Source organism: Shouchella clausii (assembly GCF_002250115.1).
GTDB classification, from domain to species: Bacteria; Bacillota; Bacilli; order Bacillales; family Bacillaceae_D; genus Shouchella; species Shouchella clausii.
Genome location: NZ_CP019985.1, coordinates 828,482 through 853,042 on the forward strand (window position 1 = coordinate 828,482; position 24,561 = coordinate 853,042).

24 protein-coding genes are annotated in these 24,561 nt (G+C 44.7%); 6 read left to right on the forward strand and 18 right to left on the reverse strand.

All coding sequences use genetic code 11. The features are described 5' to 3' along the window. Positions 1–14: 14 nt before the first annotated feature. The 14 genes from BC8716_RS03965 to BC8716_RS04030 form a co-directional block, all read right to left on the reverse strand. A complete protein-coding gene (locus tag BC8716_RS03965; protein ID WP_084140086.1) occupies positions 15–503 on the reverse strand; it encodes a GyrI-like domain-containing protein in 489 nt (162 codons plus the stop codon). A gap of 170 nt (positions 504–673) precedes the next feature. Next, on the reverse strand, positions 674–1,435 hold the full coding sequence (locus BC8716_RS03970; RefSeq protein WP_094424036.1) for an SDR family oxidoreductase: 762 nt from the start codon (positions 1,433–1,435) through the stop codon (positions 674–676). 191 nt (positions 1,436–1,626) lie between these two features. Next, a complete protein-coding gene (locus tag BC8716_RS03975) occupies positions 1,627–2,232 on the reverse strand; it encodes a TetR/AcrR family transcriptional regulator (protein WP_094424037.1) in 606 nt (201 codons plus the stop codon). Positions 2,233–2,507: 275 nt separating this feature from the next. Then, entirely contained in the window at positions 2,508–4,427 is a 1,920-nt protein-coding gene (locus BC8716_RS03980) for a BglG family transcription antiterminator (protein ID WP_169715904.1), read from the reverse strand. A 62-nt stretch (positions 4,428–4,489) separates the two neighbouring features. Next, positions 4,490–5,878, reverse strand: a complete 1,389-nt coding sequence (locus BC8716_RS03985; protein WP_094424039.1) for a glycoside hydrolase family 1 protein — start codon at positions 5,876–5,878, stop codon at positions 4,490–4,492. 1 nt (position 5,879) lies between these two features. Then, the gene (locus BC8716_RS03990) at positions 5,880–6,215 is read right to left on the reverse strand and encodes a PTS sugar transporter subunit IIA (protein ID WP_094424040.1); all 336 of its coding nucleotides are present in this window, start codon (positions 6,213–6,215) and stop codon (positions 5,880–5,882) included. Positions 6,216–6,224: 9 nt separating this feature from the next. Beyond that, positions 6,225–7,520 carry a PTS cellobiose transporter subunit IIC gene (gene celB / locus BC8716_RS03995; RefSeq protein ID WP_094424041.1) on the reverse strand — a complete coding sequence of 432 codons (1,296 nt, stop codon included), beginning with the start codon at positions 7,518–7,520 and terminating at the stop codon, positions 6,225–6,227. 30 nt (positions 7,521–7,550) lie between these two features. Continuing rightward, positions 7,551–7,856, reverse strand: a complete 306-nt coding sequence (locus tag BC8716_RS04000) for a PTS sugar transporter subunit IIB (protein ID WP_094424042.1) — start codon at positions 7,854–7,856, stop codon at positions 7,551–7,553. Between the two features lie 190 nt (positions 7,857–8,046). Beyond that, the gene (locus tag BC8716_RS04005; RefSeq protein WP_094424043.1) at positions 8,047–8,862 is read right to left on the reverse strand and encodes a pentapeptide repeat-containing protein; all 816 of its coding nucleotides are present in this window, start codon (positions 8,860–8,862) and stop codon (positions 8,047–8,049) included. 159 nt (positions 8,863–9,021) lie between these two features. Beyond that, positions 9,022–10,113, reverse strand: a complete 1,092-nt coding sequence (locus BC8716_RS04010) for a serine hydrolase domain-containing protein (RefSeq protein WP_094424044.1) — start codon at positions 10,111–10,113, stop codon at positions 9,022–9,024. A gap of 37 nt (positions 10,114–10,150) precedes the next feature. Beyond that, positions 10,151–10,735 (reverse strand): TetR/AcrR family transcriptional regulator, encoded by a 585-nt coding sequence (locus BC8716_RS04015; RefSeq protein ID WP_094424045.1) that lies wholly within the window; start codon positions 10,733–10,735, stop codon positions 10,151–10,153. 241 nt (positions 10,736–10,976) lie between these two features. Further along, positions 10,977–11,363, reverse strand: a complete 387-nt coding sequence (locus tag BC8716_RS04020; protein ID WP_094424046.1) for a cytidine deaminase family protein — start codon at positions 11,361–11,363, stop codon at positions 10,977–10,979. 324 nt (positions 11,364–11,687) lie between these two features. Continuing rightward, positions 11,688–12,896 carry a CynX/NimT family MFS transporter gene (locus tag BC8716_RS04025; protein ID WP_094424047.1) on the reverse strand — a complete coding sequence of 403 codons (1,209 nt, stop codon included), beginning with the start codon at positions 12,894–12,896 and terminating at the stop codon, positions 11,688–11,690. Beyond that, the gene (locus BC8716_RS04030) at positions 12,893–13,585 is read right to left on the reverse strand and encodes a FadR/GntR family transcriptional regulator (RefSeq protein ID WP_094424048.1); all 693 of its coding nucleotides are present in this window, start codon (positions 13,583–13,585) and stop codon (positions 12,893–12,895) included. Before BC8716_RS04030 ends, BC8716_RS04025 begins: the two co-directional genes overlap by 4 nt. Before the next feature lie 255 nt (positions 13,586–13,840). On the opposite strand from BC8716_RS04030, the gene BC8716_RS04035 reads away from it, so the two are divergent. The 6 genes from BC8716_RS04035 (at position 13,841) to BC8716_RS04060 (ending at position 20,267) form a co-directional block, all read left to right on the forward strand. Continuing rightward, positions 13,841–14,536 (forward strand): FadR/GntR family transcriptional regulator, encoded by a 696-nt coding sequence (locus BC8716_RS04035; protein ID WP_094424049.1) that lies wholly within the window; start codon positions 13,841–13,843, stop codon positions 14,534–14,536. Between the two features lie 207 nt (positions 14,537–14,743). Then, entirely contained in the window at positions 14,744–15,664 is a 921-nt protein-coding gene (gene kdgD / locus BC8716_RS04040; protein ID WP_094424050.1) for a 5-dehydro-4-deoxyglucarate dehydratase, read from the forward strand. Positions 15,665–15,687: 23 nt separating this feature from the next. Further along, complete coding sequence (gene gucD, locus BC8716_RS04045; protein WP_094424051.1) at positions 15,688–17,124, forward strand: alpha-ketoglutaric semialdehyde dehydrogenase GucD; 1,437 nt, start codon at positions 15,688–15,690, stop codon at positions 17,122–17,124. Between the two features lie 66 nt (positions 17,125–17,190). Beyond that, positions 17,191–17,715, forward strand: a complete 525-nt coding sequence (locus BC8716_RS04050) for a tripartite tricarboxylate transporter TctB family protein (RefSeq protein WP_094424052.1) — start codon at positions 17,191–17,193, stop codon at positions 17,713–17,715. A 21-nt stretch (positions 17,716–17,736) separates the two neighbouring features. Beyond that, positions 17,737–19,230, forward strand: coding sequence for a tripartite tricarboxylate transporter permease (locus tag BC8716_RS04055; RefSeq protein ID WP_094424053.1), 1,494 nt, complete (start codon positions 17,737–17,739; stop codon positions 19,228–19,230). A 17-nt stretch (positions 19,231–19,247) separates the two neighbouring features. Continuing rightward, the gene (locus BC8716_RS04060) at positions 19,248–20,267 is read left to right on the forward strand and encodes a tripartite tricarboxylate transporter substrate binding protein (RefSeq protein ID WP_094424054.1); all 1,020 of its coding nucleotides are present in this window, start codon (positions 19,248–19,250) and stop codon (positions 20,265–20,267) included. A gap of 60 nt (positions 20,268–20,327) precedes the next feature. Here the strand turns inward: BC8716_RS04060 and BC8716_RS04065 are convergent, their stop codons facing one another. The 4 genes from BC8716_RS04065 to BC8716_RS04080 all read right to left on the reverse strand — a co-directional run bounded on the left by BC8716_RS04065 (position 20,328) and on the right by BC8716_RS04080 (position 24,528). Further along, complete coding sequence (locus tag BC8716_RS04065; RefSeq protein ID WP_094424055.1) at positions 20,328–21,347, reverse strand: mannonate dehydratase; 1,020 nt, start codon at positions 21,345–21,347, stop codon at positions 20,328–20,330. Positions 21,348–21,473: 126 nt separating this feature from the next. After that, a complete protein-coding gene (locus BC8716_RS04070) occupies positions 21,474–21,812 on the reverse strand; it encodes a hypothetical protein (protein WP_094424056.1) in 339 nt (112 codons plus the stop codon). An 18-nt stretch (positions 21,813–21,830) separates the two neighbouring features. Next, entirely contained in the window at positions 21,831–23,825 is a 1,995-nt protein-coding gene (locus tag BC8716_RS04075; RefSeq protein WP_094424057.1) for a DUF6792 domain-containing protein, read from the reverse strand. Beyond that, positions 23,815–24,528 (reverse strand): YvcA-related protein, encoded by a 714-nt coding sequence (locus BC8716_RS04080; protein ID WP_094424058.1) that lies wholly within the window; start codon positions 24,526–24,528, stop codon positions 23,815–23,817. Before BC8716_RS04080 ends, BC8716_RS04075 begins: the two co-directional genes overlap by 11 nt. Between the last annotated feature and the right edge of the window lie 33 nt (positions 24,529–24,561).

Sequence of the window (24,561 nt, forward strand, 5' to 3'; positions counted from 1 at the left end):
GAAGTACACCAAGTTTATTTTGTCGTGATCGGGATAAAAATTTCAAAATGAGGATCTTGCAAATCTCGATCCTTTGGATATCGTTCATGCTTAATTGGCAATGGATCATAATAGTGTCTATTTGGATCTTGAAAAGGTTTATAGTCACTCTCAGCTAACCATTGCTGAATATGCTCGTACGTTTGGCCAATCATTTCTCCTTTTTGATGAGTTGTAACGAAATACGTCATTTCAGGCACGTATAGTTCTACCATTCCTTCAAGGAGAGGCTGTGTGCGTTTTACTTCAAATACCGAATAATGTTCAAAGCCATCGTTTCTAGTATGATACGATAATCCAAGCTGGATATTTGGATTTATGACATCCTTTAACTCTTCTACTCGATGTTCCATTGTATGGATAACTTCTTTTAACTGACTGACATCTGAATAGGGACCATTCCATTTCATCCCCATCGCTCGATAAGCGGGCAAAGTGACAATATCATAGTGAATTTTTTTCATCGAATGCACTCCTTTCCTTCTCTCGTATTTTCTCTCTCTATTCCATTCGTCTTTTTCTAGTTGACTCCTTCATTGTATTTTCCAATACTTTAAATATAAAAAGAACGGCCCATGAAATAAACGTCAGGTACCGTTCCTTTTGCTATTTATTAGATTTATGCACTAGTCGCTTAAAAAGCAGCACTCCAGCCAGAATCTGCAGTGACAACAGTGCCGTTAACAAAGCTTGAGTCGTCCGATGCTAAAAAGAGCGCGACTTGTGCGATCTCTTCTGCTTGGCCAACTCGAGGCATGACCTCACGTGGCGCTTGCAAGCGACTAGCGCCAAATTCGTTAATGTTTTTTAAAGTTGCGGCAATGTTGGTTACGACACCGCCAGGGGCAATGGCATTGCAGCGAATTCCTTTTTCTGCATACATATAGCCTGTATTTTTAGTAAGGCCTACAACAGCATGTTTGCTGGCAGTGTAGGCAGCGCCAGCATGAGCGCCATTAAGACCGCCAGAAGACGCTACATTCACAATCACGCCTTTTCCTTTTTCTAAAAAAAGAGGAAGCGCTTTGCGTGTTGCGCGCATAACACTTTTTGTATTCACGTCAAAAAGAAGGTCCCATCTTTCGTCGCTAATATCGCCAATTGGTTCAAAGCCATCCATAATGCCCGCATTATTCACGAGAATATCGAGCGTGCCATATTCATTTACAGCGTGATCGATCATTTGGTTTACATCGTTTAACTCAGCGACATTCACTTTCACCGCAGTCGCAACGCCACCAGCATCGACAATCTCTTTGACAACCGCTTCTGCTCCATCCAAATTCAAATCTGCAACAACGACTTTTGCCCCTTCACTCGCATATACTTTTGCAATTGCTGCGCCCATGCCAGAAGCCGCGCCTGTTACGACTGCCACATTGTCTTGAAGTTTCATGTAAAGCCCTCCTTATGTTAGCCATAGACAAGTCTGAAGCTTTCTTGTAAGCATTCGACTTTCCCACGACTACACAACCTTTATAAATTCATGTTAGGCGTTTTCAACGAAAGGGGCAATGAACAATCTCGATCAAACTGTAAATAAGACAACACATTTGGCAATGATGTCAATTAAAATTTATAACGTTATCAACTGGGAGATTCTGCAGGTTTAAATGGGTTTAAATCAATGAGCTGTTGTGCTAATTCTTGTGGCGCATAAGGCATATCGTGGGCGAGCCACATCGATATTGTTCCAACTAGCGCCGATGTTGCATACCAACTTGAGATATCAGACGGCGTCTTAAATACGAGAAAACGATTCGTCCCGTCTTTCTTCACACAGTCTTCCGTATGAGCAACTAGTTGATTCATTAATTCCATTAGTTTTGGGGTAAAAAAAGGGATGTGTTTTGACACAAGCAATGCTTTATAGATTTGCGCATTCTCGGCAATATGTTCGAGCAACAAAACCAAAGAATCCCGTGCTATGCCTGGCTGGTAAGATTCCACATTCGCTTTAGCCGTCAAAATTTGGTGAATATCTGCTAGAAGTTCATTTAAAAAGCTTTCGACTAAATCATGAATATCTTTATAGTGTGAGTAAAACGTGACACGGTTGATTTCAGCTCGCTTTGCAATGGCGTTAACCGAGATCTTGCTATACTCCTTTTCTTCAAGCAAGGCAATAAAAGCATTTCGGATTGATTTTCTGGTGCGCAAGACACGTAAATCTAAATAGGATTTATTTTCCACGCTTTCACCCCCAATAACTCAACACATGTAAATTATACTACAGTGTCGATCGATCTGGTTATGACAAATATGGGGTAATTTTCTCCGTAAAAGCTCTTATCGACTTATAGTACAACGAACTAGGAATAGTGCTTCGCTGTCGTATAGTTTGGATAGAGGGTACTAAAAAAGCTGAACTGTACGCCCAGCTTCAGACTGTAGACAAACGCCTGCATACGTCGTCGTTTAGAAGACGAATGGAACCCCCGAAAAGTCTTTTGCGGCCACGAATCACTTTAACGCTGTGAAACAGCCGCGAGAAATCGGGTTACCTCCTCGGACTTTATGCACTCTTGGACAATGTCACGATGGTCAAGTACATAAAGCAATTGGTTATAGACACGTTCTAAATCTTCGGTGCTGCCTTGTTTGACACACAATAAGCATACCAACTGGACCGGTTTTCCATTCCAGCTAACCGGTTCTTTTAAGGTGACAAAGGCTAGGAATGTTTTTTCTGTTTGTGGTGTAATCGGGTGTGGGATCGCGACTAAATTTCCGTATGCTGTTGAGGCAAGTTTTTCTCGTTTCACTAATGCTTCATAAAAGCCTTCGCTCACCAACCCTCTTTCTTGTAATTGTTTATCCAGAAATCGGAGAACGCCCTCCTTGCTTACGAGCGATTGTTGTAAAAACACAAGGTCTGCTTCGGTGTAAGAGAGCAAGCTGTCACCGTGTCTTAAATGGGTTTCAATTCGTTCCAAGTCTTCCGTGCCTAATATCGTATTCACCTCTACTACAGGTACTGGCATCTGTTTTTTAATAGGGATAGAAGTGACGATTAAATCAATATTTGTTAAATCGGCTTGGTCGATTTGGTAGTATTCTGTCGTATCGACAATGAACAGCCGCTTCTTAAAATTGGCTTCTAATTTATACTTTAATAATTGAGCGCTGCCTCTGCCCGAAGCACATACAATTAAGATACGCTTCGGTTCTTTTTGCTGGTTGCGGCGCTCAAGGGCAGCGCCTATATGAAGGGCAAGGTAGCCAATTTCGTTTTCATCAATGCTGATGCGAAGCTTATCTTTAATCACTGCTTGGCCAATGACAGCTGCTTCAAATGCCAGCGTATAATGCTGTTTAATATCGGCTAGCATTGGGTTGCGAATATTCATGCCGTAACGGTAACGGTTTATCGCGGGCTTTAAATGGAGCATAAGGCTAACAAGCAGCTCTTGGTCATTCGCAATGTTCAAATCGAGCTCCATCTCGACTCTCTCGACGATGGCCTTAGCGAGCTTATAATATTCGTCATCAAACACTTTTTTTAAGTTATCGTTTGCTTGCTCATGTTCTGCAACTAGGCGTGTGCCTAGCAAATGAATAGCAATATAAGCAATTTCAATTTCAGGAAAGGATACACCAAGATGCGTGTTAAGACGGGCAATCATTTTTTTGGCAACGTAATATTCATGTTGGCTGCAAATATCCGATACATCTTTTGGGTAAAGGGAAATATGATGGCCTGCTTCGATTCGTTTAAAGGCGATGACAATATGAATAAATAAATTATTAATAGCAATATCAGACAACGTGATCCCATTTTCCTGCATCGTCGTCACCAGAATGTCCCAAATGTCGGCCAAGTGCTCTTCTTTCATAAATGCGGTCAATTGCAGGCTTGTTAAATCAGCCGCCACGGTTTTTCGTTCAAACACATACTCAGCCATGCAAAACCGGCGCTTAAGTTCATCACCCTTAAGATATAAACCGTAATTGGGCCTTGTGGCGACTTGAAGCCCGTACCTAGCTAAAATCAATTTGGCGTTTTTCAAGTCATTTTGCAAACTTGATTTGCTAATAAACAGATCATCAGCCAAGTCGTCTAACTTAATATACTCTTCAGCAAGCAATAGTTTCTGAATTAACCGGATGACTCGCTCTTCTGGGCTGATCGGGGCGCCGTGGTTGCCCGTCGTTTCTCTTTGTAAAAATTGGCGGAACTGTGCCTCATCTTTAATCGTCAGCTTATAGCCTTTACCAGGCACGGATTCAATGCCAGCATGAATGTTGGCCAACTCCGTCTGCAGTTGTTTCACATCATCACGCACTGTCCGCGGCGTAACTTGGTTGACGCTGGCCAAGTAACGGCTGGTGACATACCCTTGTGTGCCTAGCAGCTCTCTCAAAATTGATTGTAAGCGTCGATTCATGATGCCCTCCTTCCTGCGAAAAGAACGCAAAAGGAACACTCCTTTTACGTTCTCAGCCCTCGCTAAAACCCATTTTGCTGCGACACGCCCTTTATCCATTCCGCGCTCTTTTTCAGTGTCCGCTTTTGCGTTTGCACATCGACTGAAATAAACCCATAGCGATTTTTATAGGCATTGGTCCATGACCAGTTGTCCATGAACGTCCATAAATGGTAGCCGCGGACATTGCAGCCTTCTTGAATCGCCTGGTGAAGCCATTTTAAATGCCCTTTTATAAACTCAATCCGGTACTCATCTTGAATTTGCCCATTTTCCATAAACCGTTCTTCGTTTTGTACGCCCATGCCATTTTCAGATACAAACGACTCAATGTTTCCATAGTTATCTTTTAAATTGACCATAATGTCATAAATGCCTTTTTCGTAAATTTCCCAGCCACGGTAATGGTTCATTTTCCGTCCAGGCATGTCATAATGGTCAAAAAACCATTCTGGCATAAACGGCGACGCGGGATTAGGCAAATGTTCTTTTGCTTTTACACGCCGAGGCTGGTAATAATTTACGCCAAGCAAGTCAATCCGCTGTGCGTTAATAAGAGCAACATCTTCTTTTTCATAGGTTGGCAATTGCCCATACTCATCAAGCAAGGCGACAAGCTCTTTAGGAAAAGAACCAAGGACAACAGCGTCTAAAAAACTGCGGTTAAAAAACAAATCGGCAATCGCGGCTGCTTTTTGATCCCCTAGATGGTCGCTGCGCGGGTATGAAGGCGTCAAATTAAGGATGATGCCAATCTTTCCATCTTCGATAGAACGTGTACGGAACGCCGCCACTGCCAGTGCATGGGCTAAAACCGTATGGTAGGCGACCTGGAATGCCCTTCTTGCATCCACTATGTTTGGGTAATGAAAATCGTAAAGATAGCCGCCCTCGACTGGCACAATCGGTTCGTTAAATGTAAACCATTTTTTCACTCGATCGCCAAACAAGTCATAACAAGTAGCAGCATACTTGGCATACAATTCGACCACTTCGCGATTTTCCCAGCCACCTTTTTCTTGCAGCTCAAACGGCATGTCAAAGTGGAACAAGTTGACAAACGGCTCAATGCCATTAGTAATCAGCTCATCAATAACATTGTTGTAAAAGGCGACTGCTTCCTTATTCACTTCTCCCTCGCCGCCAGGAATCAGCCGTGACCATGAAATGGAAAAACGAAAACTATTATGCCCGATCGATTTCATCAACGCAATATCGTCTTTGTACCGGTGATAGAAATCAGACGTTTCACTCGGCCCTACTTCTTCAAAAAAGCGGTTTGGCTCGATTTCATACCAGTAGTCCCAGATGTTTTTTCCTTTCCCACCTTCATTGGCAGCTCCTTCCATTTGCGTTGCCGAAACAGCCGATCCCCACCAGAAATCTTTCGGGAAAGAATACGCTTGTGCCATCTTATAAAAGTCCCCTTTTCGTACGGTATATTTCAATGATTTCGATTGCTAAATCGCGTACGGTCATCGACGTCATCAAGTGGTCTTGTGAATGGATCAGCAGCACGTTTAACTCTGTCCGCACTCCATTTGCTTCTTGCTGGATTAAATTTGTCTGAAATTCATGGGCTTTAGCCAGCTCTCTTCCTGCCTCTTCTATTAACTCATCCGCTTGTTCAAATGCGCCTGCTTTTGCCGCTTGAATTGCTTCCATCGCGCTTCCTTTCCCATTTCCAGCGTGCAAAATGATACGGAAGGAAACCTCTGTTATATCCGTCGATTTCTCCACTATTCTCACCCATCCTATCTAAGCTGTTTTCGTTGGTCTGCCTTCGTTTTGTTCATTTTCATAGTATTGCTTATCCATCACTTTCAAAAATGGCCACCAAATGACAAATACGATCGCCATGTTTACAACTTGCAAGACCGCTCCTTGCCATGAATTCGTCGCCAGCGCTCCGCTAATAATAGGTGGCATTGTCCATGGTACGATTGCTCCATACGGGGCTGGCACAAGCCCGGCCGCCATCGTGAAGTACGTGAAAATCGTCACCACGACTGGCGCAAACAGCCACGGGATAAGGACGAGTGGGTTCATAATGATCGGCAAGCCAAAAATAATCGGTTCATTGACATTAAACAAACCAGGAGGGCCACCGATTTTTCCAAGTTGTTTTAGTTGGCGGCTGCGGCCAATCAAGAAAATCGCAATAATAACGGCTAGCGTCATACCAGACCCGCCAATACCGACAATAAACGATTCCATAAACGGCTTGCTTACAATATGAGGCAGCTCATTGCCTGCGTTGTATGCATCCAAGTTTTCTCCCGCCAATGTGAACCAAATCGGGTCAAGGACAGAGTTGATAATAATTTGGCCATGCAAACCGAAAAACCAGAAAACTTGTATCAACAGCACGGCGATGATCGTTGCAGTCAAGCCGCTTCCAAGTGCTGTTAACGGCGCTTGAACCGATGTGTACACAAAATTTTGCACGGTCTCAAAAGGTGTAAACGAAAAGGCGATACGCACCAACAAGAAAAACGAAAGTGTCATCGTAATTGGAATCAAAGAACTAAACGAACGGGACACCGCATCTGGCACACCGCTTGGCATCTTAATCTGCCAATTTTTGTTTACAAAAGAGCGGTACAGTTCCGCAGACACAAATGCTGTAATAATCCCGACAAACATTCCTTGTGCGCCTAAAACGCCAACTGGAATAACACCGGTCGTCTCATCGACGTGTTGCGGGATTAAAATCAGAAAAGCAGCAAGAGCAGTCACGCCGCCAAAAATCGCCTCGCCTCCGTAGCTTTCCGTCAGTTTATAGCCAATGCCGACGATGACAAACGTCGCCATAATCGCCAACGTTGCCGACGAAGCACTGCCGATCAGTTCCTGATATTGGGCGTAAGTGGCTTCACTCATCAAGCGGTCAATAAACGGAAGATTGGCGATAACGACAAAAATCGAACCGAAGATAATGAGCGGCAGCGCAACCATAAAGCCATCACGCAATGCTGTTAAATAACGATTGTTGTTTAACTTGTCTGCAAGCGGCATTAATACATTCTCGAGTACATCCATGAAGCGATTCATCCACCATCACCCTTTCCGGCGACTATTTTTTTACTTCTCAGCTAGTTCTAGTGCCCGCTTTATCACAGCCATGCCGTCGACACGCCCATACGCAACCGCATCAATAATCTCGACAGGAACGCCAATTTCCTTGCCTTTTGCCTCGTATTTCTTTTTCATAAAGCGCATTTGCGGTCCTACTAACAGCACGTCCGCTTTTTCGATTTCTATCAATGCCTTATCTTGGGCAACCGCCCAAATTTCCGCTTCTACCCCTAATTCGGCTGCGGCTTCCTTCATTTTTGCTACAAGCAAGCTCGTAGACATTCCTGCTGAACACGCCAACAACACGTTCATCGTTCATTCCCCCTTAACTTCGCGTCTTTCACCATTCATCTTAAAATGAATCCGCTTACAACTACACCTAATTTTTTTCCGCAGACTGCGGAAATGATGGAAAATTAGCCATATAAACGGAAAAAACAGGCATAAAAAATAGAGCAAACAAACTCATAGCGAGGTTGTTCCCCCCATAAAAAAACACTTGTTAACTTCCCCAGTGGTGGGGCCTCTCCACATAATCAGGCAATACCGTTGTTTCATCCCCTTTAGCCGATTGAATCTGTGACTGTGTTAAGAAGAGTGCTCCAACCAGGTTTGCCCCGCTTAAGTCGGCATCTCGCAAGTCAGCGCCAATAAAGTCCACTCTTCGTAAATCACTATTGGTCAAGTTGGCAGCAATGAGAAACGTTCCCCTTAAATCATGCCCTTTCATATCGACGTTGGCGAGGTTTGCGCCTATATAATCTACCCGTTTCTTTTTTGTCCCGCTGCCTTTCCTCTTCTTCCGATATTGTGACCGGTATATATCACTAACTTTTATGAACACAGGATTTATTTTACTTCTATGTGCTTCAATATCTAACGCCAATATTTCTTCCGGTTTTTTAATCGTTAATGTATAAGTCAAATCATACAAAGTCTGAATTTCTAGTTTCAAGTCCTTGGCTTCTTCTAACTCGATCGCTTGCTTTAAATAGAAAAGCATTTCATGTAGCTGCTGCACAATCGGAAAGACGGAGAACATTTCCTCGGCCATGCGATTATCTTCACGCCAATCCTTACCCTTATAGACAACTTGTGATACTTTTTGACCCGCCCCAAAACATTCGTAACTGACGCAGCCCTGAAAGCCTTTTTCTCGTAGCGACCCGTGAATCGAACAGCGATGATCGGAACATAAGTGGCGGCACGGTTCCCCACTGTCTTTATCATAAGGAAAGTCATTCGATTTCATGTAAGGCAGGGACACGCAACAGAGCGCAAAACAGTTTAGGCAATCCGATTTTACATCGCTTTCCATGGACATACAACTCCCTATAATGGCAAACCATATATATTTATTATAAAGAAGTTTTGCGCCCCAGCAATCATCGATTTTTCAACACTCGTTTGCTTTGTATATCGGGCGTCTGCCAGGTTTCTAAATGCTCGCAGCAAACGAATCGTTCGTCAAAGCCGCTCAATCAGTGATCTTCGCTAATTTACGCAGGACGTTTATAAACAAATAATTCATGCTTTTCGATTGATACCTCGTCTGATTAAAACTCCCTATAAGATAGACATCCATCGCTGGTAAATAGAGCATAAAAGAACCGCTAGCGCCGAGATGCCCCCATACTGTATATTTTCCTGTGAACGGAAGAAATTGCAGCTTCATGAGACCATATCCGTATTTCAATCCTAACCGCATCTTTCCCCAGTTTTGCATGAGGCGCAAGCTCTCTTGCGTTAACAGTTTATTGTTAACGAATGCTTTCATAAAAAGCAAGAGATCCTCTAATGTACATACTGTCTGACCACCAGAATAAAAACTACTAAAACTGCGGTATTGCTCCACGTTTACTTTAAGATCGTCAAGAAAGAGATGGGCAACTGGGTAGTCACTTTTTACAGCAGGCTCAGAAAACTGTCCTAAATAAGAATGCTTCATCTTCAACGGCTTAAAAATGTACTCATGCAATACATCTGCATAGGGCTTTGACGTAATCGACTCAATGATCAGCCCGAGTAAATTGTAGCCTGTGTCTGTATAGTGGAAGCCTTGCCCTGGTGGAAAGCGCGGTAATAGATGTTCTTTCGACCATTGAACCGTTTCTTCAGGTGTCCAGAAACGGGACGGCTCATCCAGTATTTCCTGTAGAAATGGTTTACGGCGTTTAGGTTTATCTTCGAAAAAATCGGGCAGACCTGATGTATTGCTTAATAAATGTTTGATCTGAATATCAGACGAATACTCTTTTCCTTTATAAATGTGCAGCCCTTCCATCAGGCTTTCAGGCAAGTAACGAGCAATCGGATCTTCAAACTTGGCGAGACCGTTTTCAACTAACTTCGCAACGATCGCTGAAGTGAATGTTTTTCCCACACTTGCCGTATGAAAAGGCTGGTCTGGGTTCACCCGCTTATTGTCCGTGCGTCCTGCTGCCATCGGCCAGTGGATGCCGAGCCGTTCTGAATGTACTAACAGGTAGACGTTATGCAATTTCCGATCGGCGTTCACTTTTGCTGCTAGCTTTTGCTCGATTTCCGATCGGATCGCTTCATGTTCCATCTCGTTTCCTCCCTTTCAATTGCCTCGTCTGTGAGAATCAGTCGGACGAATCCTCTTGCTTGCGTAACTTAGCAGCAATGACAACGTCTTCGGCAACGCTATCCAAAAGCTTCCTCATGCTCTTTAAATCAAACTCAGGTGGCAGCTGCCGATTGACAACCATCATTGTTAATCCTGTTTGAAAAGCCCTCATTTTGAGCAAAATCATTCTCAGTTCCTGTTCTTCAAAACCTGCTAACTCCGGATCGGTTTTCATATTGTTTACAAGCTCTGTTCCCATATCCTGATCATAATTTTTCAAGTAATCGTTTGGCTTCATAGCTAAATCTCGGACCAACGCTGGATACTCCTGGGCAAATTGAAGGCTCGCGGCTCCGATATCACCGAATGGACTGCCTGTATTTTGCTCATGGATCATCTGTTGCCCGATTTGGCTAACTTTCTTTACAACTGCTTGTTTAAGCTCCTCTACATCCGAAAAATTCACGTAAATCGGAGCAATCGAACTTCCAAGCCGATCAGCCACTTTTCGGATCGTCATGCTGTCGATCCCTTCCTCTTTCGCAATGCTCCACGCCGCTTCAATGATTTGTTCCGTTGAAAATTTCTTTTTAGGTGGCATATTAACTCTCCTATTATATATATATCAATTGTTATATATCATATGATATTTAATTAGCAAAAACCAGCTTTTTATTCATTTGCTAAATAAAGCTTGTCCTATATAAACAAAAGGAAGCCGCCTTCCTCACAAATAAGGCTGCTTCCTTTTTACGATTACAAACCTTAAGCCCAATGCGCTATTCCCAACTCTAGCCTCGCTTGCATTGATCGCTTTGCAAGCAATAAGCTGCAGAACAATTTCACTTTTTCTCCCTCCAGCTGTAAGGCAATAGTTCTTGCAGCGAAACGATTTGGTCTTCTGATACCATAACTTGAGTCTCGCCATTTGCGTCATTCATTTGGCTTATAAATTCCCGGCATCTTCCACAAGGAGGTAAAATGCCACCATCCCAATCAACGGCAATCATTTTCTTAATATGGCTTTCCCCAGCCGTAATCATTGCCGCAGCAGCAGCATGCTCTGCGCAAAATCCCATAGAACAGGCCGTATCAATACAAACACCTGTATAAATGTTGCCGCTCGCAGTTTCAATTGCTGCTCCGACACCGCCGACTTCAACCACATCAGATAATTTCCGAGGGTGTATCACCGCTTTCGCTTCCGCATAAAGTTGATCAAATGTCACTTTACCACTCCTTTATTGGAGATATCTTGACTGAAGTATATCAAAAGTCAACGAACGCTTTGGTGTTGCCACCATGTTAACAGAAAAAGTACAAAGCAAGCGCTACTCCGATAACGCCCTTCAGCTACATGACAGAAAATTCGATTATATAAGTACATCAATTTATCAGGCAGAGAGCGAGAACAAAAGTGGAACTTGTAGAAGCTTGTCCGAATATACAACCCTACTTTATTCCACTTTAGCCCTCAACCTATAAAAGAGGATTCTTTACTTCATTGATTTATTTAACTTAGTACCTAATAATAGGCTCTTCTAGTAAGAGCTTTATACTGTATAGTTTTTTGACGCACCTAGGCCGCATAGAAACAGCACAGCGCTAACGATAAACAACAGCACTAGTGGCAAGTTCCAGCCTGCTGTCACATCATGAAGGAAACCGAACAAGATCGGCCCTGTTGCCGCCAACAAATAGCCAACAGATTGGGACATACCGGATAAAGACGCTGCATCGTAGGCATCTTTCGTCCGCAAACTTAAAAAAATCATAGCCAAACTAAACGCACATCCACCGGCAATTCCGAGTAAAATCGTCCATAACGAAATAAGTGCTTGATTGCCGAAATAAAAGCCGCCTAATGAAACAAAAAACAAAACAGCCATTATGGTGACCAGTAAATGTTGGTTCTTCATGCGTCCTGCAAGGATTGGCACGATAAAGGATACGGGAAGCGTAGCCATTTGAAACAGCGATAGCATCCAACCAGCGCTATCTTCACTCAACCCCCGGCTTGTCATCATTTCAGGCAGCCAAGTGATCAAAACATAGAAAAGGAGAGACTGCATTCCCATAAAAAGGGTAATTGTCCATGCCAGTGGTGAACGCCACAGGCTTCGCCTTACCACTCCACCAGGCGTTGTGACCACAGCTGATGTGTGACTCCCACGGACTCTAGGGAACCAGAATAGTGCGGCGATCAAAGCGAGTATGCCCCAAACTCCAAGTGCGCCATTCCAACCGAAACCGAGATTACGGGCGAGCGGAACGCTGATGCCAGATGCGATCGCACCGCATAAATTCATCGACACTGCGTAAATCCCTGTCATTAGCCCAACGTTATTAGAAAAGTCCCGTTTAACTAGACTTGGAATGAGCACGTTGCACACCGCAATCGAGAGGCCAAGTAAAACAGTGCCTGCAAACAAAGAAATGGTTGCACTCAGCGAGCGAACAGCGATTCCCGTCATAAGGAGAACCAATGCACAAAACAAGACTCGTTCCATCCCGAAACGGCGCGCCAACGTAGGCGTGAACGGGGAAAGGAGCGCGAAAGCCAGCAACGGCAATGTCGTCAGCAGGCCTGCGACAGTGTTCGATAACCCGAGAGATTCGCGAATCGATCCTACCAATGGGCCAACTGACGTTAGTGGCGACCGCATTGTTAGTGAGATCAGGACGATGCCGAAGACGAGCGCCCAACTCAATGAAGACGACTGCTTCGCCACAGTTGACTTTATGCCACTTTGTACGCTCATAGCTGTTCTCCCTCTTCTTGAGTAATAACATCCTTCGATTCCTCGATATAGCGATGAACGGCTGCCACGGCACGATCACCGTCCTGAGCGACAATCGCTTCGACCAATTGCCGATGCATTTCCACGAAGTCGGCATCGACTTCATAACGAGTTAGGCTTGTAATCGAATCGTGCATTGCTTCACCGATATGGCTGTAAATTTCAATTAGTATTTCATTGTGAGATGCATGGATGATCGTTTGATGTAAATGAATGTCTGCTGTTACAAAGCGATCAATGTCACCGCGTTTTGCTGCAGCCTCGCAACGTTCCAACTGAAGCAGAAGTTCGTTCGCCTCGTCGTCTGTCCTCCGTTGGGCTGCTAGATGAGCTCCCTCGCGCTCGAGCGCATACCGGACTTCTAACGTTTGCAACGTATCGGAGCGTAAAATACGTTTTTTCAACACAACTCCTAAAGCACTCGAAGAACAAACATACGTTCCATCTCCTTGTTTCGTCTTTAAAAGTCCCATATGGATTAATGCCCGAATCGCTTCTCTCAACGTATTGCGACTTACGTTTAATTCAGCCATCAACTCCGGCTCGGCTGGGATGCGCATCCCAACACTCCATTTACCCGATTCAATCATATTTTCGATTTGTAGCGCCACTTGCTCAACTAGAGTTTGCCGATTTGTTCTCTGAAGCATATGTCGATCCTCCGATCTTGCAGTTATCAAACATAGGATGTTTGGATGATTGGTATTATATCATGTCCATTAAATAAAAATCAACTAGCAGATACACCTACACCAAGTAAGAGAGGCTTTAAACTCGCATAATCCAATCGATGGCTAAATAGGATACCTTACCTTTTTTCCCGCTCTCATTTTGCAATTCCACCTATTTGTATTACAATTAAAATATAAGATAAAGAATGCTTTTGGCAGAATGGTGGGACAACAATGCCTGAAAATAAACTTGATTTAATTGGAAGCCGTGTCAGCCGGCAAACATTGGCGCAACAGGTGGAGGAAAAAATTGTCGACTTGTTGATTACAAACAAGCTTAAGCCGGGAGACAAATTGCCTCCAGAAATGGAATTGATTTCGATGCTTGGTGTCAGCCGCCCAGTGCTGCGCGAAGCAATGAGTTCCCTTGAATCATTGGGAATTGTGAAGCGGAAAACACGGGACGGAACCTATTTCACAGAAAAAATTAGCAGCAAACCGTTTTCGACCATGCTTTCCCTTGTGAGCGACAATATTGAAGCGATTATTGAAGCCCGCACTTCGCTAGAGTTAGGGCTTGTCGTTTTTGCCACTGAAAAAATATCAGCACACGACTTGGAGCGTTTGCAAACGACGATTCAGGCGATTAAGGAAAGTGTGGACGATGATTATGGCGAGCATGACTTGCTGTTTCACCGCATTATTGCCCAAAGTGTAGACAATCCGATTTTGCAAGGAATGGTCGATTCGCTTTTGCTGACCCATGCAAAAATAAATGTGCAAATTAAACAGAGGGAACGGGATAAGACGGTTGCGCACCATCAAGCTATTTACGATGCTCTTGCCAATCGCGACGGCCAAGCTGCCTTTCGGGCAATGCATGAGCACTTAATGTTTGTTCGCAACAAAGTCCTTGAGCCGAACCAGTAACTATGAACCCCCGCTCTATTCGTATCTTCTCTTGGCTGCCTCGTCTAACAAGTTTTCTATCAGTTGAGTGCAGTGATCGACTTTGTCGACAACCTCAAACGTGCTTTTTTTGGGCACGTTTTTTTGTGGTTTCCAAATTTAAAATTGGCTAACTATTTAATTTGTCTTACAATAAAACGAAATTACCATAAGGAGTTGATCGATTCGATGCAAACCAATAAGCTGACTGGCATTCTCGGCTTCCCTGTTTCGGCCTTTGATAAAAATGGGGCGCTTGATGAGCATGCACTCCACCGAAATATTACGTTTTTAATTGAAGAAGGCTTGGAAGCGATCTTTGTCGCCTGCGGGGCGGGGGAATTCCATGCCATTAGCAAAGCCGAGTATGGGACAATATTGGATGTTGCTGTAGATGCGACCCAAAAACGCGTTCCCCTCTATACTGGAGTTGGCGGAAACATCCAAGACGCCCTTTCCTTCGCACGGCTTTCAGAAGAAAAAGGCGCCGACGGTTATTTAATCCTGCCCCCCTACTTGATTAACGGCGAACAAAACGGTCTACGCGCTTATTTGTCAGCAATTATTGAATCAACTTCCCTTCATGCGATTGTTTACCAGCGTGATAACGCTGTATTAGAAGGGGATACACTTGAATCGCTGCTCGTCTACCCACAGTTAGTCGGATTAAAAGATGGCATCGGCAATATGGAGCAAAACATTGAATTCACTCAGCGATTTGGCGAGCGGTTGCTATGGCTAAACGGCATGCCGATGGCAGAATTAACGATGCCTGCTTATTGGCCCATTGGCTTCCACTCGTATTCATCGGCGATATCTAATTACATTCCACACATTTCTAGATGCTTTTTTGAAGCTTTAAAACGCGGCGATCATGAGGCTGTTCGCACCCTTTATAAGGATGTCCTTCTGCCAATTAATGTGATTCGCCGCCAGAAAAAAGGCTATGCGGTTTCATTAATTAAAGCCGGAATGGAGATCGTTGGCTTGCCTGTTCAAGAGCATGTCCGTGCCCCGCTTGTGCCTGTCGAAAAAAGCCATTACAAGCAGCTGGCGCAGATTTTAGAAAACGCTCACAAAAAGTACCCACGCAATCATATTTCGCTATAACAATAAAGAAAGGAGTCTTTTTTATGGATGCACGCAATTTTATTTACGGCCAATGGGTGCCTGCTGTGGACGGTCAAACAGCAAAGAGCATCAATCCTGGCAATCTAAACGATACAGTCGGCACGTATCAGGATTCGACCGAAGCCGATGTAGAACAGGCGGTGCAAGCAGCTCGAGAAGCAGCTAAGCCGTGGCGCAAGTTAAGCGGGGCAGAGCGGGGGGCTTTCCTTTATAAAACCGCAGACATTATGGAAGAACGCCTTGACGATATTGCCGAGACTGCGGCACGGGAAATGGGCAAAACATTGGCCGAAACAAAAGGCGAAACGCTGCGCGGCATTGCGATTCTCCGCTATTATGCAGGAGAAGGGCTGCGCAAGAACGGCGACGTCATTCCTGCCAGCGATGCAAAGGCGCTTATGTATACAACCCGTGTACCCCTTGGCGTCGTAGCGGTCATTACGCCATGGAATTTCCCGATTGCGATTCCTCTTTGGAAAACGGCCCCTGCTATCATTTACGGCAATACAGTCGTCCTCAAGCCTGCTTCAGAAACGGCAGTTACGTGCGCAAAAGTGGTTGCATGCTTTGAAGCGGCCGGGTTGCCCCCTGGCGTCTTAAATTTCATTACAGGCTCAGGGGCAAAAGTTGGCCAAAGCCTTGTTGAACATCATAGGGTGAACGCAATCACATTTACTGGTTCGAACACAACTGGCAAGAAAATTGGCCAAACAGCCCTTGCCAGGGGGGCGAAGTACCAGCTTGAAATGGGGGGCAAGAACCCTGTCATTGTGGCCGCCGATGCTGACATTGAGCAAGCAGTAGACGCGACATTAAGCGGAGCGTTTAAATCAACTGGCCAAAAGTGTACAGCGACAAGCAGAGCGTTTGTCGACCGTGCTGTTTACTCCACTTTTAAGAAATTGCTATTAGAAAAGACAAAAGAAATCGTAGTAGGTGACAGCCTTGATGCAAAAACGTGGATGGGACCACTCGCTTCCAAAAATCAGCTAGCCAATTGCCTTGCCTACATAGAAAAAGGCCTGAGTGAAAAGGCGACGCTATTAACTGGTGGGCATGCCATCGATCAAGAAAAAGGTTCCTTTATCGAGCCGACGATTTTTGAATGCCGAGATCACCATTCCTCCATCGCCCAAGAAGAAATTTTCGGCCCTGTCCTGGCTTTATTTGAAGTGGACGGCATCGAAGAAGCGCTTCGTTTGGCCAATGATGTGCCATACGGGTTAAGTGCTTCAATTTTCACAAAAGATATTGCCAATATGCTTGCCTTTATTGAGGATATGGACGCTGGTCTCATTCGGGTCAATGCCGAAAGCGCAGGAGTTGAACTGCAAGCCCCATTTGGCGGGATGAAACAATCCAGCTCCCATTCCCGCGAACAGGGGGAAGCAGCGAAAGAGTTTTTTACAGCGACCAAAACGGTTTTTGTAAAAGCATAACAGGCAACGTAGGAGGTCTCTCCTGCAATCCGACATGTAATCGCTTACTAAAAAGGGGGAATTAGATTGCTCAAACGTTACCACTCCGATGTTTACGCCAGCCTCGCCTTACAATGTTTAGCGGTGCTTATGTTTGTCGCCTCCTTGCGAATGGAAACGTTGACGATTTTATCGATTGGCGTTGGCTCACGCTTTTTGCCGATGTTGATGGCTGCTGGCATTTTTCTCCTTAGTACGCTTCTTTTGTTCGGCGGGCTTAAGAAACAAACAGAACCAGTTAGTGAAACGGCATCTGCCGTTGACATCCCAGACGTAGACAACAACCAGCCGCAGCAAAAAACAAGCAATGAAAAGACAACGGTTCTAGCAACAAGCCTGTTGCTGATTGGCTACGTTGTAGCACTGCCGGTACTCGGCTTTATTTTGGCATCGACATTGTACATGGCCGGGCAATCGTTGATGATGACAAGTCAACATAAAAAGCGCTTTTTTATGTTTGTTTTGCCGATATCGTTCGCAGTCTCTTTACTGCTGTATTACGTCTTTCGGGTAGGATTTAACTTAATGTTGCCCATTGGCCTATTCGGCTAACAAATGAAAGGAGGCGTGTCTATGCTTGAACTGATTGAAACTGGTTTTCTCAGTATCCTTAACATAGAAACGATTGTGATTGTTTTTATCGGTGTTGCCCTAGGCCTTGTGTTTGGCGCCATTCCTGGGTTAACAGCTGTAATGGCGATCGCGATTTGTTTGCCGATTACATTTGGGATGACACCCATTAATGGTTTGTCCTTGTTAATGGGCTTATACATTGGCGGCGTCTCCGGGGGCTTCATCCCCTCTGTCCTCCTAAACATCCCCGGGACTCCCTCAAGTATTGCCTCGACATTTGATGGTTATCCGATGGCACAAAAAGGGGAAGCTGGCCGAGCCTTTGCGTTAACGATTGTATTTTCGTTTTTAGCCGGTTTGCTTAGCCTCTTGGTGTTGATCTTTATTTCACCCGTCTTAGCCAGTGTAGCGATTCAGCTTTCGCCTTTTGAGTATTTTGCGATCACGGTTTTTGCTTTGACGATGATTACATCCCTTTCAGACGGCTCCATGTTGAAAGGCCTCATTGCAGGTATGCTCGGTATAAGCCTGGCTACAGTAGGCTTTGCGCCGATAGACTCTTATCCGCGTTTTACGTTTGGTTTGCCTGAACTGGAGGCTGGCTTCAATGTCCTTCCAGTGCTTATTGGCTTATTTGCGATAACGGAAATTTTAAAAACGTCGTCTGACCGTAAGCAAATTGAAACGAAAAATATCCAAACCGCTTACCGTCTAAAAGACCTTGGTTTAAGTTTTAGTTATTTTTTCAAACAAAAATGGAATTGGCTTCGCTCTACCATTATTGGCGTCACCGTTGGCATTCTGCCAGGGCTTGGCGGATCAGCGGCCAACATTATCTCCTACGTAACCGCTAAAAATCAATCGAAGCACCCAGAAACGTTTGGAAAAGGAGAGCCTGCAGGTGTTGTCGCTGCTGAATCTTCCAATAATGCGGCCATTGGTGGGGCGCTCGTGCCGCTTTTATCGATCGGCATTCCCGGCGACGGCGTAACGGCACTTTTAGTCGGCGGGTTAATGCTCCACGGCTTAAATCCTGGTCCGCTCCTGTTTGAGCAAAATGGCGAAGTGATGTACGGAATTTTTGCTGCGCTCCTTTTGGCTAATGCTTTTATGGCCCTTTTGCTTATTATCGGAATGCGTTTCTTTATCCGTGTCCTTCATGTGCCGCGACATGTGCTGTTGCCCATTATTGTCGTCCTTTGCGTGATTGGCGCATTCGGCGTAAACAACCGGCTGTTTGATGCGCTCGTTCTTGTGCTTTGTGGTGTCATTGGTTACATCTTCGCCAAATTAAAGTTTCCGGTTATGCCGATTGTGCTCGGTTTTATTCTCGGCCCGATTTTAGAAACCAATTTGCGGCGTGGACTGATGCATTCCAATGGCGACTTTCTTCCATTTGTCACGTCACCGATTGCTGCTGCCTTTCTATTGCTTGCCGCTGGTTCGTTTTTAATGGCAATCCGCAAAAATCGGAAGCGTTCAGCAACAATTTAATAAAGGAGGAATGGTTCGTGAAAACACATATGCTTTGTCCTGTTCTTTTGGCTTCTGCCCTGTTGTTCTCAGGCTGTACAACGATTGGCTTTCATGCGCCGACATCTGGTTCAGAAAAGAAATTACCCTCTGCCAGCCAGATTGACGCCTATCCGAACCGCCCGATTGAAATTATTGTCCCGACTGGAGCCGGCGGGGACACCGATTTAGGAGCACGGCTTCTTGGCCGTTATTTAGGTGAAGAAATGGATACATCGTTTATTGTCACAAATATTGCCGGAGCGGGAGGAAGCATGGGCTCCAGGGAAGTGCTCGAAGCCGATCCAGACGGCTATAAAGTCTTGTTTTTCCACAACAACTTGCTCATCAACAAGCTATATGGCTTATCAACTTTTAATCACAATGATTTTAAGATTGCCGGCATTGCCCTAATGGATCACGGCGACACGTTTATTGTTCATGGGGATGCCCCTTACCAAACGGCAAACGAATTAGCGCAAGCTGCCATCGAACAGCCTGGTGAACTTTCGTTTGCAACGGAGGTCGGTGGCTATACACATTTGCAGATGATGGCGTTTGAGGAAGCGACAGGAGCGGACTTAAAGCCAATTGATGTCGGTGGCGCGTCTGACAAACTCGTAGCCCTTTTAGGCAACCAAGTTGACATTGTCCCGATCGCCTACGGGGTAACAGCCGATTATATTGAAAATGGCGATTTCGCCTCAGTCGGCGTCCTGTCATCAGAACAACATGCCCTATATGACAACACGCCTACTTTTTTAGAGCAAGGCATTGATATAGAGTTTGAGAAATTTTTCTTCTTTGCTTTTCCGCAAGAAACGCCCGATGCGATTGTCGCCCGCTTTTCTGAAGCACTAAAAGAAGTCGTAGAAAACAATGAAGCCTACCGCGAGCAGGCTGAATCGTATTACACCATCCCGACTTATATCGCCCCTGAAGAAGCGACACGATATATGGATGATGTGAGTCATTCCTACGAGCGCTTGATAGAGCGTCTAGAAACACAAATGGACTAAAAAGGGCTATCCCATTAGGCTAAGTAACTGGCCTAATGGGATAGCCTCTTTATTTTTTGCTTACCATTTTGTTCCTGTCACTTCATTCAAGGCATTAAGCAATGCTTTTATGTAGCCAATTGAATAGGCAAAGCCAATGCTTCCATAACTCCACCCAATATTAGAGTGGGCCCAATTAGCATCTAAATCTGGGCTGTCTCCTTCTAAAACGGGGACATGATCAGGATTGAGGCATCCATCATAGCCGACTTTTTTTAATTCGAGCAGCAGTTTAAACATGTTCATATCGCCATCATCGAGGAGTGCTTCCTCAAAAGCACCCGCTGTTGGCAAAGCACCGCGCACATTGCGGAAATGAATCAAAAACAAGCGCCCTTTTCGGCCGTAATGATTGATTTCATCGACAACAAGGGAACTTCCTCCCTCTTCTGCACGCGTTCCCATACAATAGATGTAACCAACTTGCTTGCTCGGGAATTCATCCATAATCCGCCTATAACCAAGCCCGCCAAAAGGCGTTCCTTGCAACGGCGAATCTGACGGATGCATTCCCAACTTAATGCCTGCCTCTTCCACCGCCGGGACTAGTTTTCCATACGCATAAAGAAAGCGCTCCCACCATTGCTCATGGGCTTCTAAAGTCGGCGCTTCATAAGGCGTTTGGCTAAAAACAAGGCTTTCACCTCTCGCCAAAGCCCCGCCCCGTTGCCTTGCTTTGTAACTTTGAGTCAAATGATTAAACGTATCTCCAGCAAACCGCTGGCGTACAATCGGTATTCCTGCTTCAGCAAATACGTTGATGGCCGCCACCGAATGATCGACTTCCTTCTCACTTTCTTCAGCTCCTGCCATAAAAGCGGCTGATAAATCAGGAAGCGTAACCCGGTTAATGTCGAGCCCAAAGGAACGAATTCGCCGTTTCAACCGGAGCAACGCATCCAAATCAGGATAGCCTTGCTCCTTTACTCCAGGGAAGCTTGAACCACTGCCAAAATCAATACAATCCACGCCCAATTGTGTCATTTGCTTTAAGTCGCCATCTGACAAATCACACGTTGTTGTCGTAACCGATACCCTCATTCCTGATCCCCCTAGCAAATTTTTGATAAATTAATTGTAAGACAAATAGACATTTCAGTCAATTACATTTTCACCTATACAAAAAAACACCCTGAGCACAATCAGCGTGTTTTCAATCAATGTCTTTTATTCATGAAGCATACGCCTATAATGAAGGGAGACACGTTGCTTCGAGATATTCTCCAAGTAGTTCTCAGCTAATTCTGTCGCTTGTCTTGCTTCAGAAGAAACAAGTTCAATCCGCATCGCCATATCTCTTGTCAATTCTTTTTCCTTCTCCTCAAGGGCGTCAATAAACGCGCCGCTGCTTGCGCCTAAGCTGGCTCGCAGCGATTGGCCCAAAGCGGCTTGAATCACATAAAGCTGCTTAAGCGACAGCTCAAGCTGAAGTCGCTTCCACGCATAGCTTGGCGGTTCTTTAAATTGGTGTGTAATCACAACCGCTCCTGTATCATCAGGAATCATCACTCGTCCTCCTTCCTATTACCCCGAAAGTGTAAAAATTGCGGCAACGTTATGTTCTTCATCAAAAATATCTTCGATCCCTTCACGCATCTTTTCAAGGAAGGTGCGCTGCTTTTCCAATTGCTCCACCAAAGCTGCTTCCCATACTGGCCCTTCAGGCAATGTGATTCCGCCGATTTGGTCATGGACGACAATTCGTTCAATGCGGCTGCCCGCTGGCGCATGGCTTTTATTTAACAAGTGCTGATAGGCCTTAGGATTGCTTTCCATCTCGTTAAACGCATGGACGAGCGCCTTTTTTCGGTTTTCGACATCCTCTACGACCTCATGCTTATACAAGCGCACAAACGCTTGCACGTTTTCCTGTTGCTGCTCGACTATCGATAAGCCGTTGTAATACGCTTCGACAGTGGCACTTAAATTAACACGGATTTCCTCGCCTCCGTGTTGTGTGCTCACTATCATTTGGTTGTTGTAGTACGAAACCCCGTTTTCTTCATTCAGCGCGTTCAACAGTTCATGGATGCTGTGGCTATGGCCGATTTCACTCATAACTTCCTGCAATTCCTTTTCTAAAGCCTGCCAATGGCCATACAACTTTTCGCCATGTTCGATCAACAGCAGCAAAAAAGCCACGTCACTTCCTAATAATCCACTTCCTCCATCTTGCATTAAATACGGATATTCTTTATATACATCTTCAAGATGCTTATAATCATGAAGGGCTTGCAGCGATTCCGTCAATCCATTCAATTCTTTGACGATGATGTCTTTCGAAGCCTCATCAATGTAGCCAGCCTCGACCAAATACCCGAACACCTCTTCAGCCGAATCGTTTAAGCCTTGAACTGTCTCTATGATCGGTCCTACGTTCCGCTGGAATTGTTTAATATGGTCAAACTCTGTCAATGCCTTGCTTAACAAATCAAAGGCCTGTGGAATCTTCGCCCCTACTTGCCCTAGCGCATGGGAACGAGCCATTTCTCCCCGCATAAAGGCAGGATACTCTGACAAATCAATCGTTTCCGATTCCATCAATTGTTGAAAATCAGCCTGCAACTCGTTAAAATCATCAAACACCGTCCGCTTGAGGCCCGTCATTTCTTCCAACACACCGAGGGCACCATCCACCCCATTATCCACATACGCATCAGCCGCTGGCATAAAAATCGCTTGCCACTTAGCAATCTCCTTATCTGGCAGATTGGCAAAAAGCGGCGACAATCCTGTATAATTTTTGTTTGTTACGATCCCCTCTTTCGCTTCTTCCGGAACAGTCACAAACCCTCTCGTATTTTCCATCAACGCATAAAGAGGGTCATTGCTCGAACGGAGCTGATGGATAGAACTGGTGTCGATTTTTTCTTCTATGTACTCGACGGCGAACTGTTCGAGTTCATGAGGGGGGAGGGTGTAGATGGCGTTTTTGTCGGTTCTAGGTAGATTGAAGTTTTGATTAACTTTTTGTCTGAAATCGGTATCTGCAGTATAAAGTTGATACACATTAATTTGTGCACCATTTACTCCATAAACAGTGTTAAAATGGTTGTTTAATACTTGAGACGTCAAATTATTGTTGTTAGCAAGCGAGTGGCCTAACCCAATTATCGCTACGTCTTCATCAACAAGATTTAACTTCTCCTTGGCTTCCTTTAAAAAGATTTCAACGTCCATAGCTTGCGAAGCATCTTTTCCTTGGAACAGTCCGATCGCATTATACAGCCAATCACCAGAATCATTTGAGCCTTGTGAAACTACATACAATTGGCTAATTCCTATTTCCTCGTTTTCAAAATAAACGGCTGTACCGTCGTATTCAGATTTAACCCTATTGCTTTCATTTGAGGAATAAACTTTCATATCTGCTGGAAGCTCTTCTCCCATTTCTTCAATATAAATTCGCCGCACTTCTTTTTCAAATTCCTCTTTAGACATACCATTTTTCATTTTGTATTCCAACTGAGTAATGCGAAGCCAAACTTCGTCTTTTATTAATAGTTCGTCATTCGCCATCCGTCTCACCTCCATCGCCATGAGTTCCTGAAAACTGGATCGATTTCACCCAACGGAGCACATACTCTTCTTCTTCCGCTAAATCTATTTGACAACTTTCTGCTTCTTTATCCACACATGAAGCGATATAGAGAAATTGTATTCCTTGAGGCGCTTCTTGGGGTGACACTTTATAGCCCATGAAAATATAATTTTGATGGCCTTTAAATTCTTCTACTGTATTTCCATAGTACGTCCGTCCATGTTCATCTTCAATTTCTTTCCATTCTTCCTCATAACTCCAACGATTCCGTAAATTATCCAACAACCAGTCTGGCCTTTCAGCATACCCACTGTAATTGTATTGAAAATCAATCAAGTATCCCCGATTTTCCTCTTCACTTTCATAAGCAAAACTAATTTTTTCATAATGGTCTCCATCAATCCCAGATGCATTGTCCATAAACACGGCCTCTTCCGGAAACCATATCGTAAAGGCGCCAATTTTTGAGCGCATTAAATAATACCCATCCGCTACTGGCTCTGTCGACACCATCATTTCTCGGGAATACTCATTTTGAAACGCATCAATTTGCGGCAAGTCTGCCGGGTCCATTTCTGCTGGTGTTTTTTCTGGTTCTTCTTCTGGTGAGCTACCCATTTGGCCACATCCTCCTAACATGATGGCAATGACAACTGCCAGCAATGTCTTGCTTTTGTCCATTCTGCTCGACTCCTTAGGCCTCACTACCGCTTT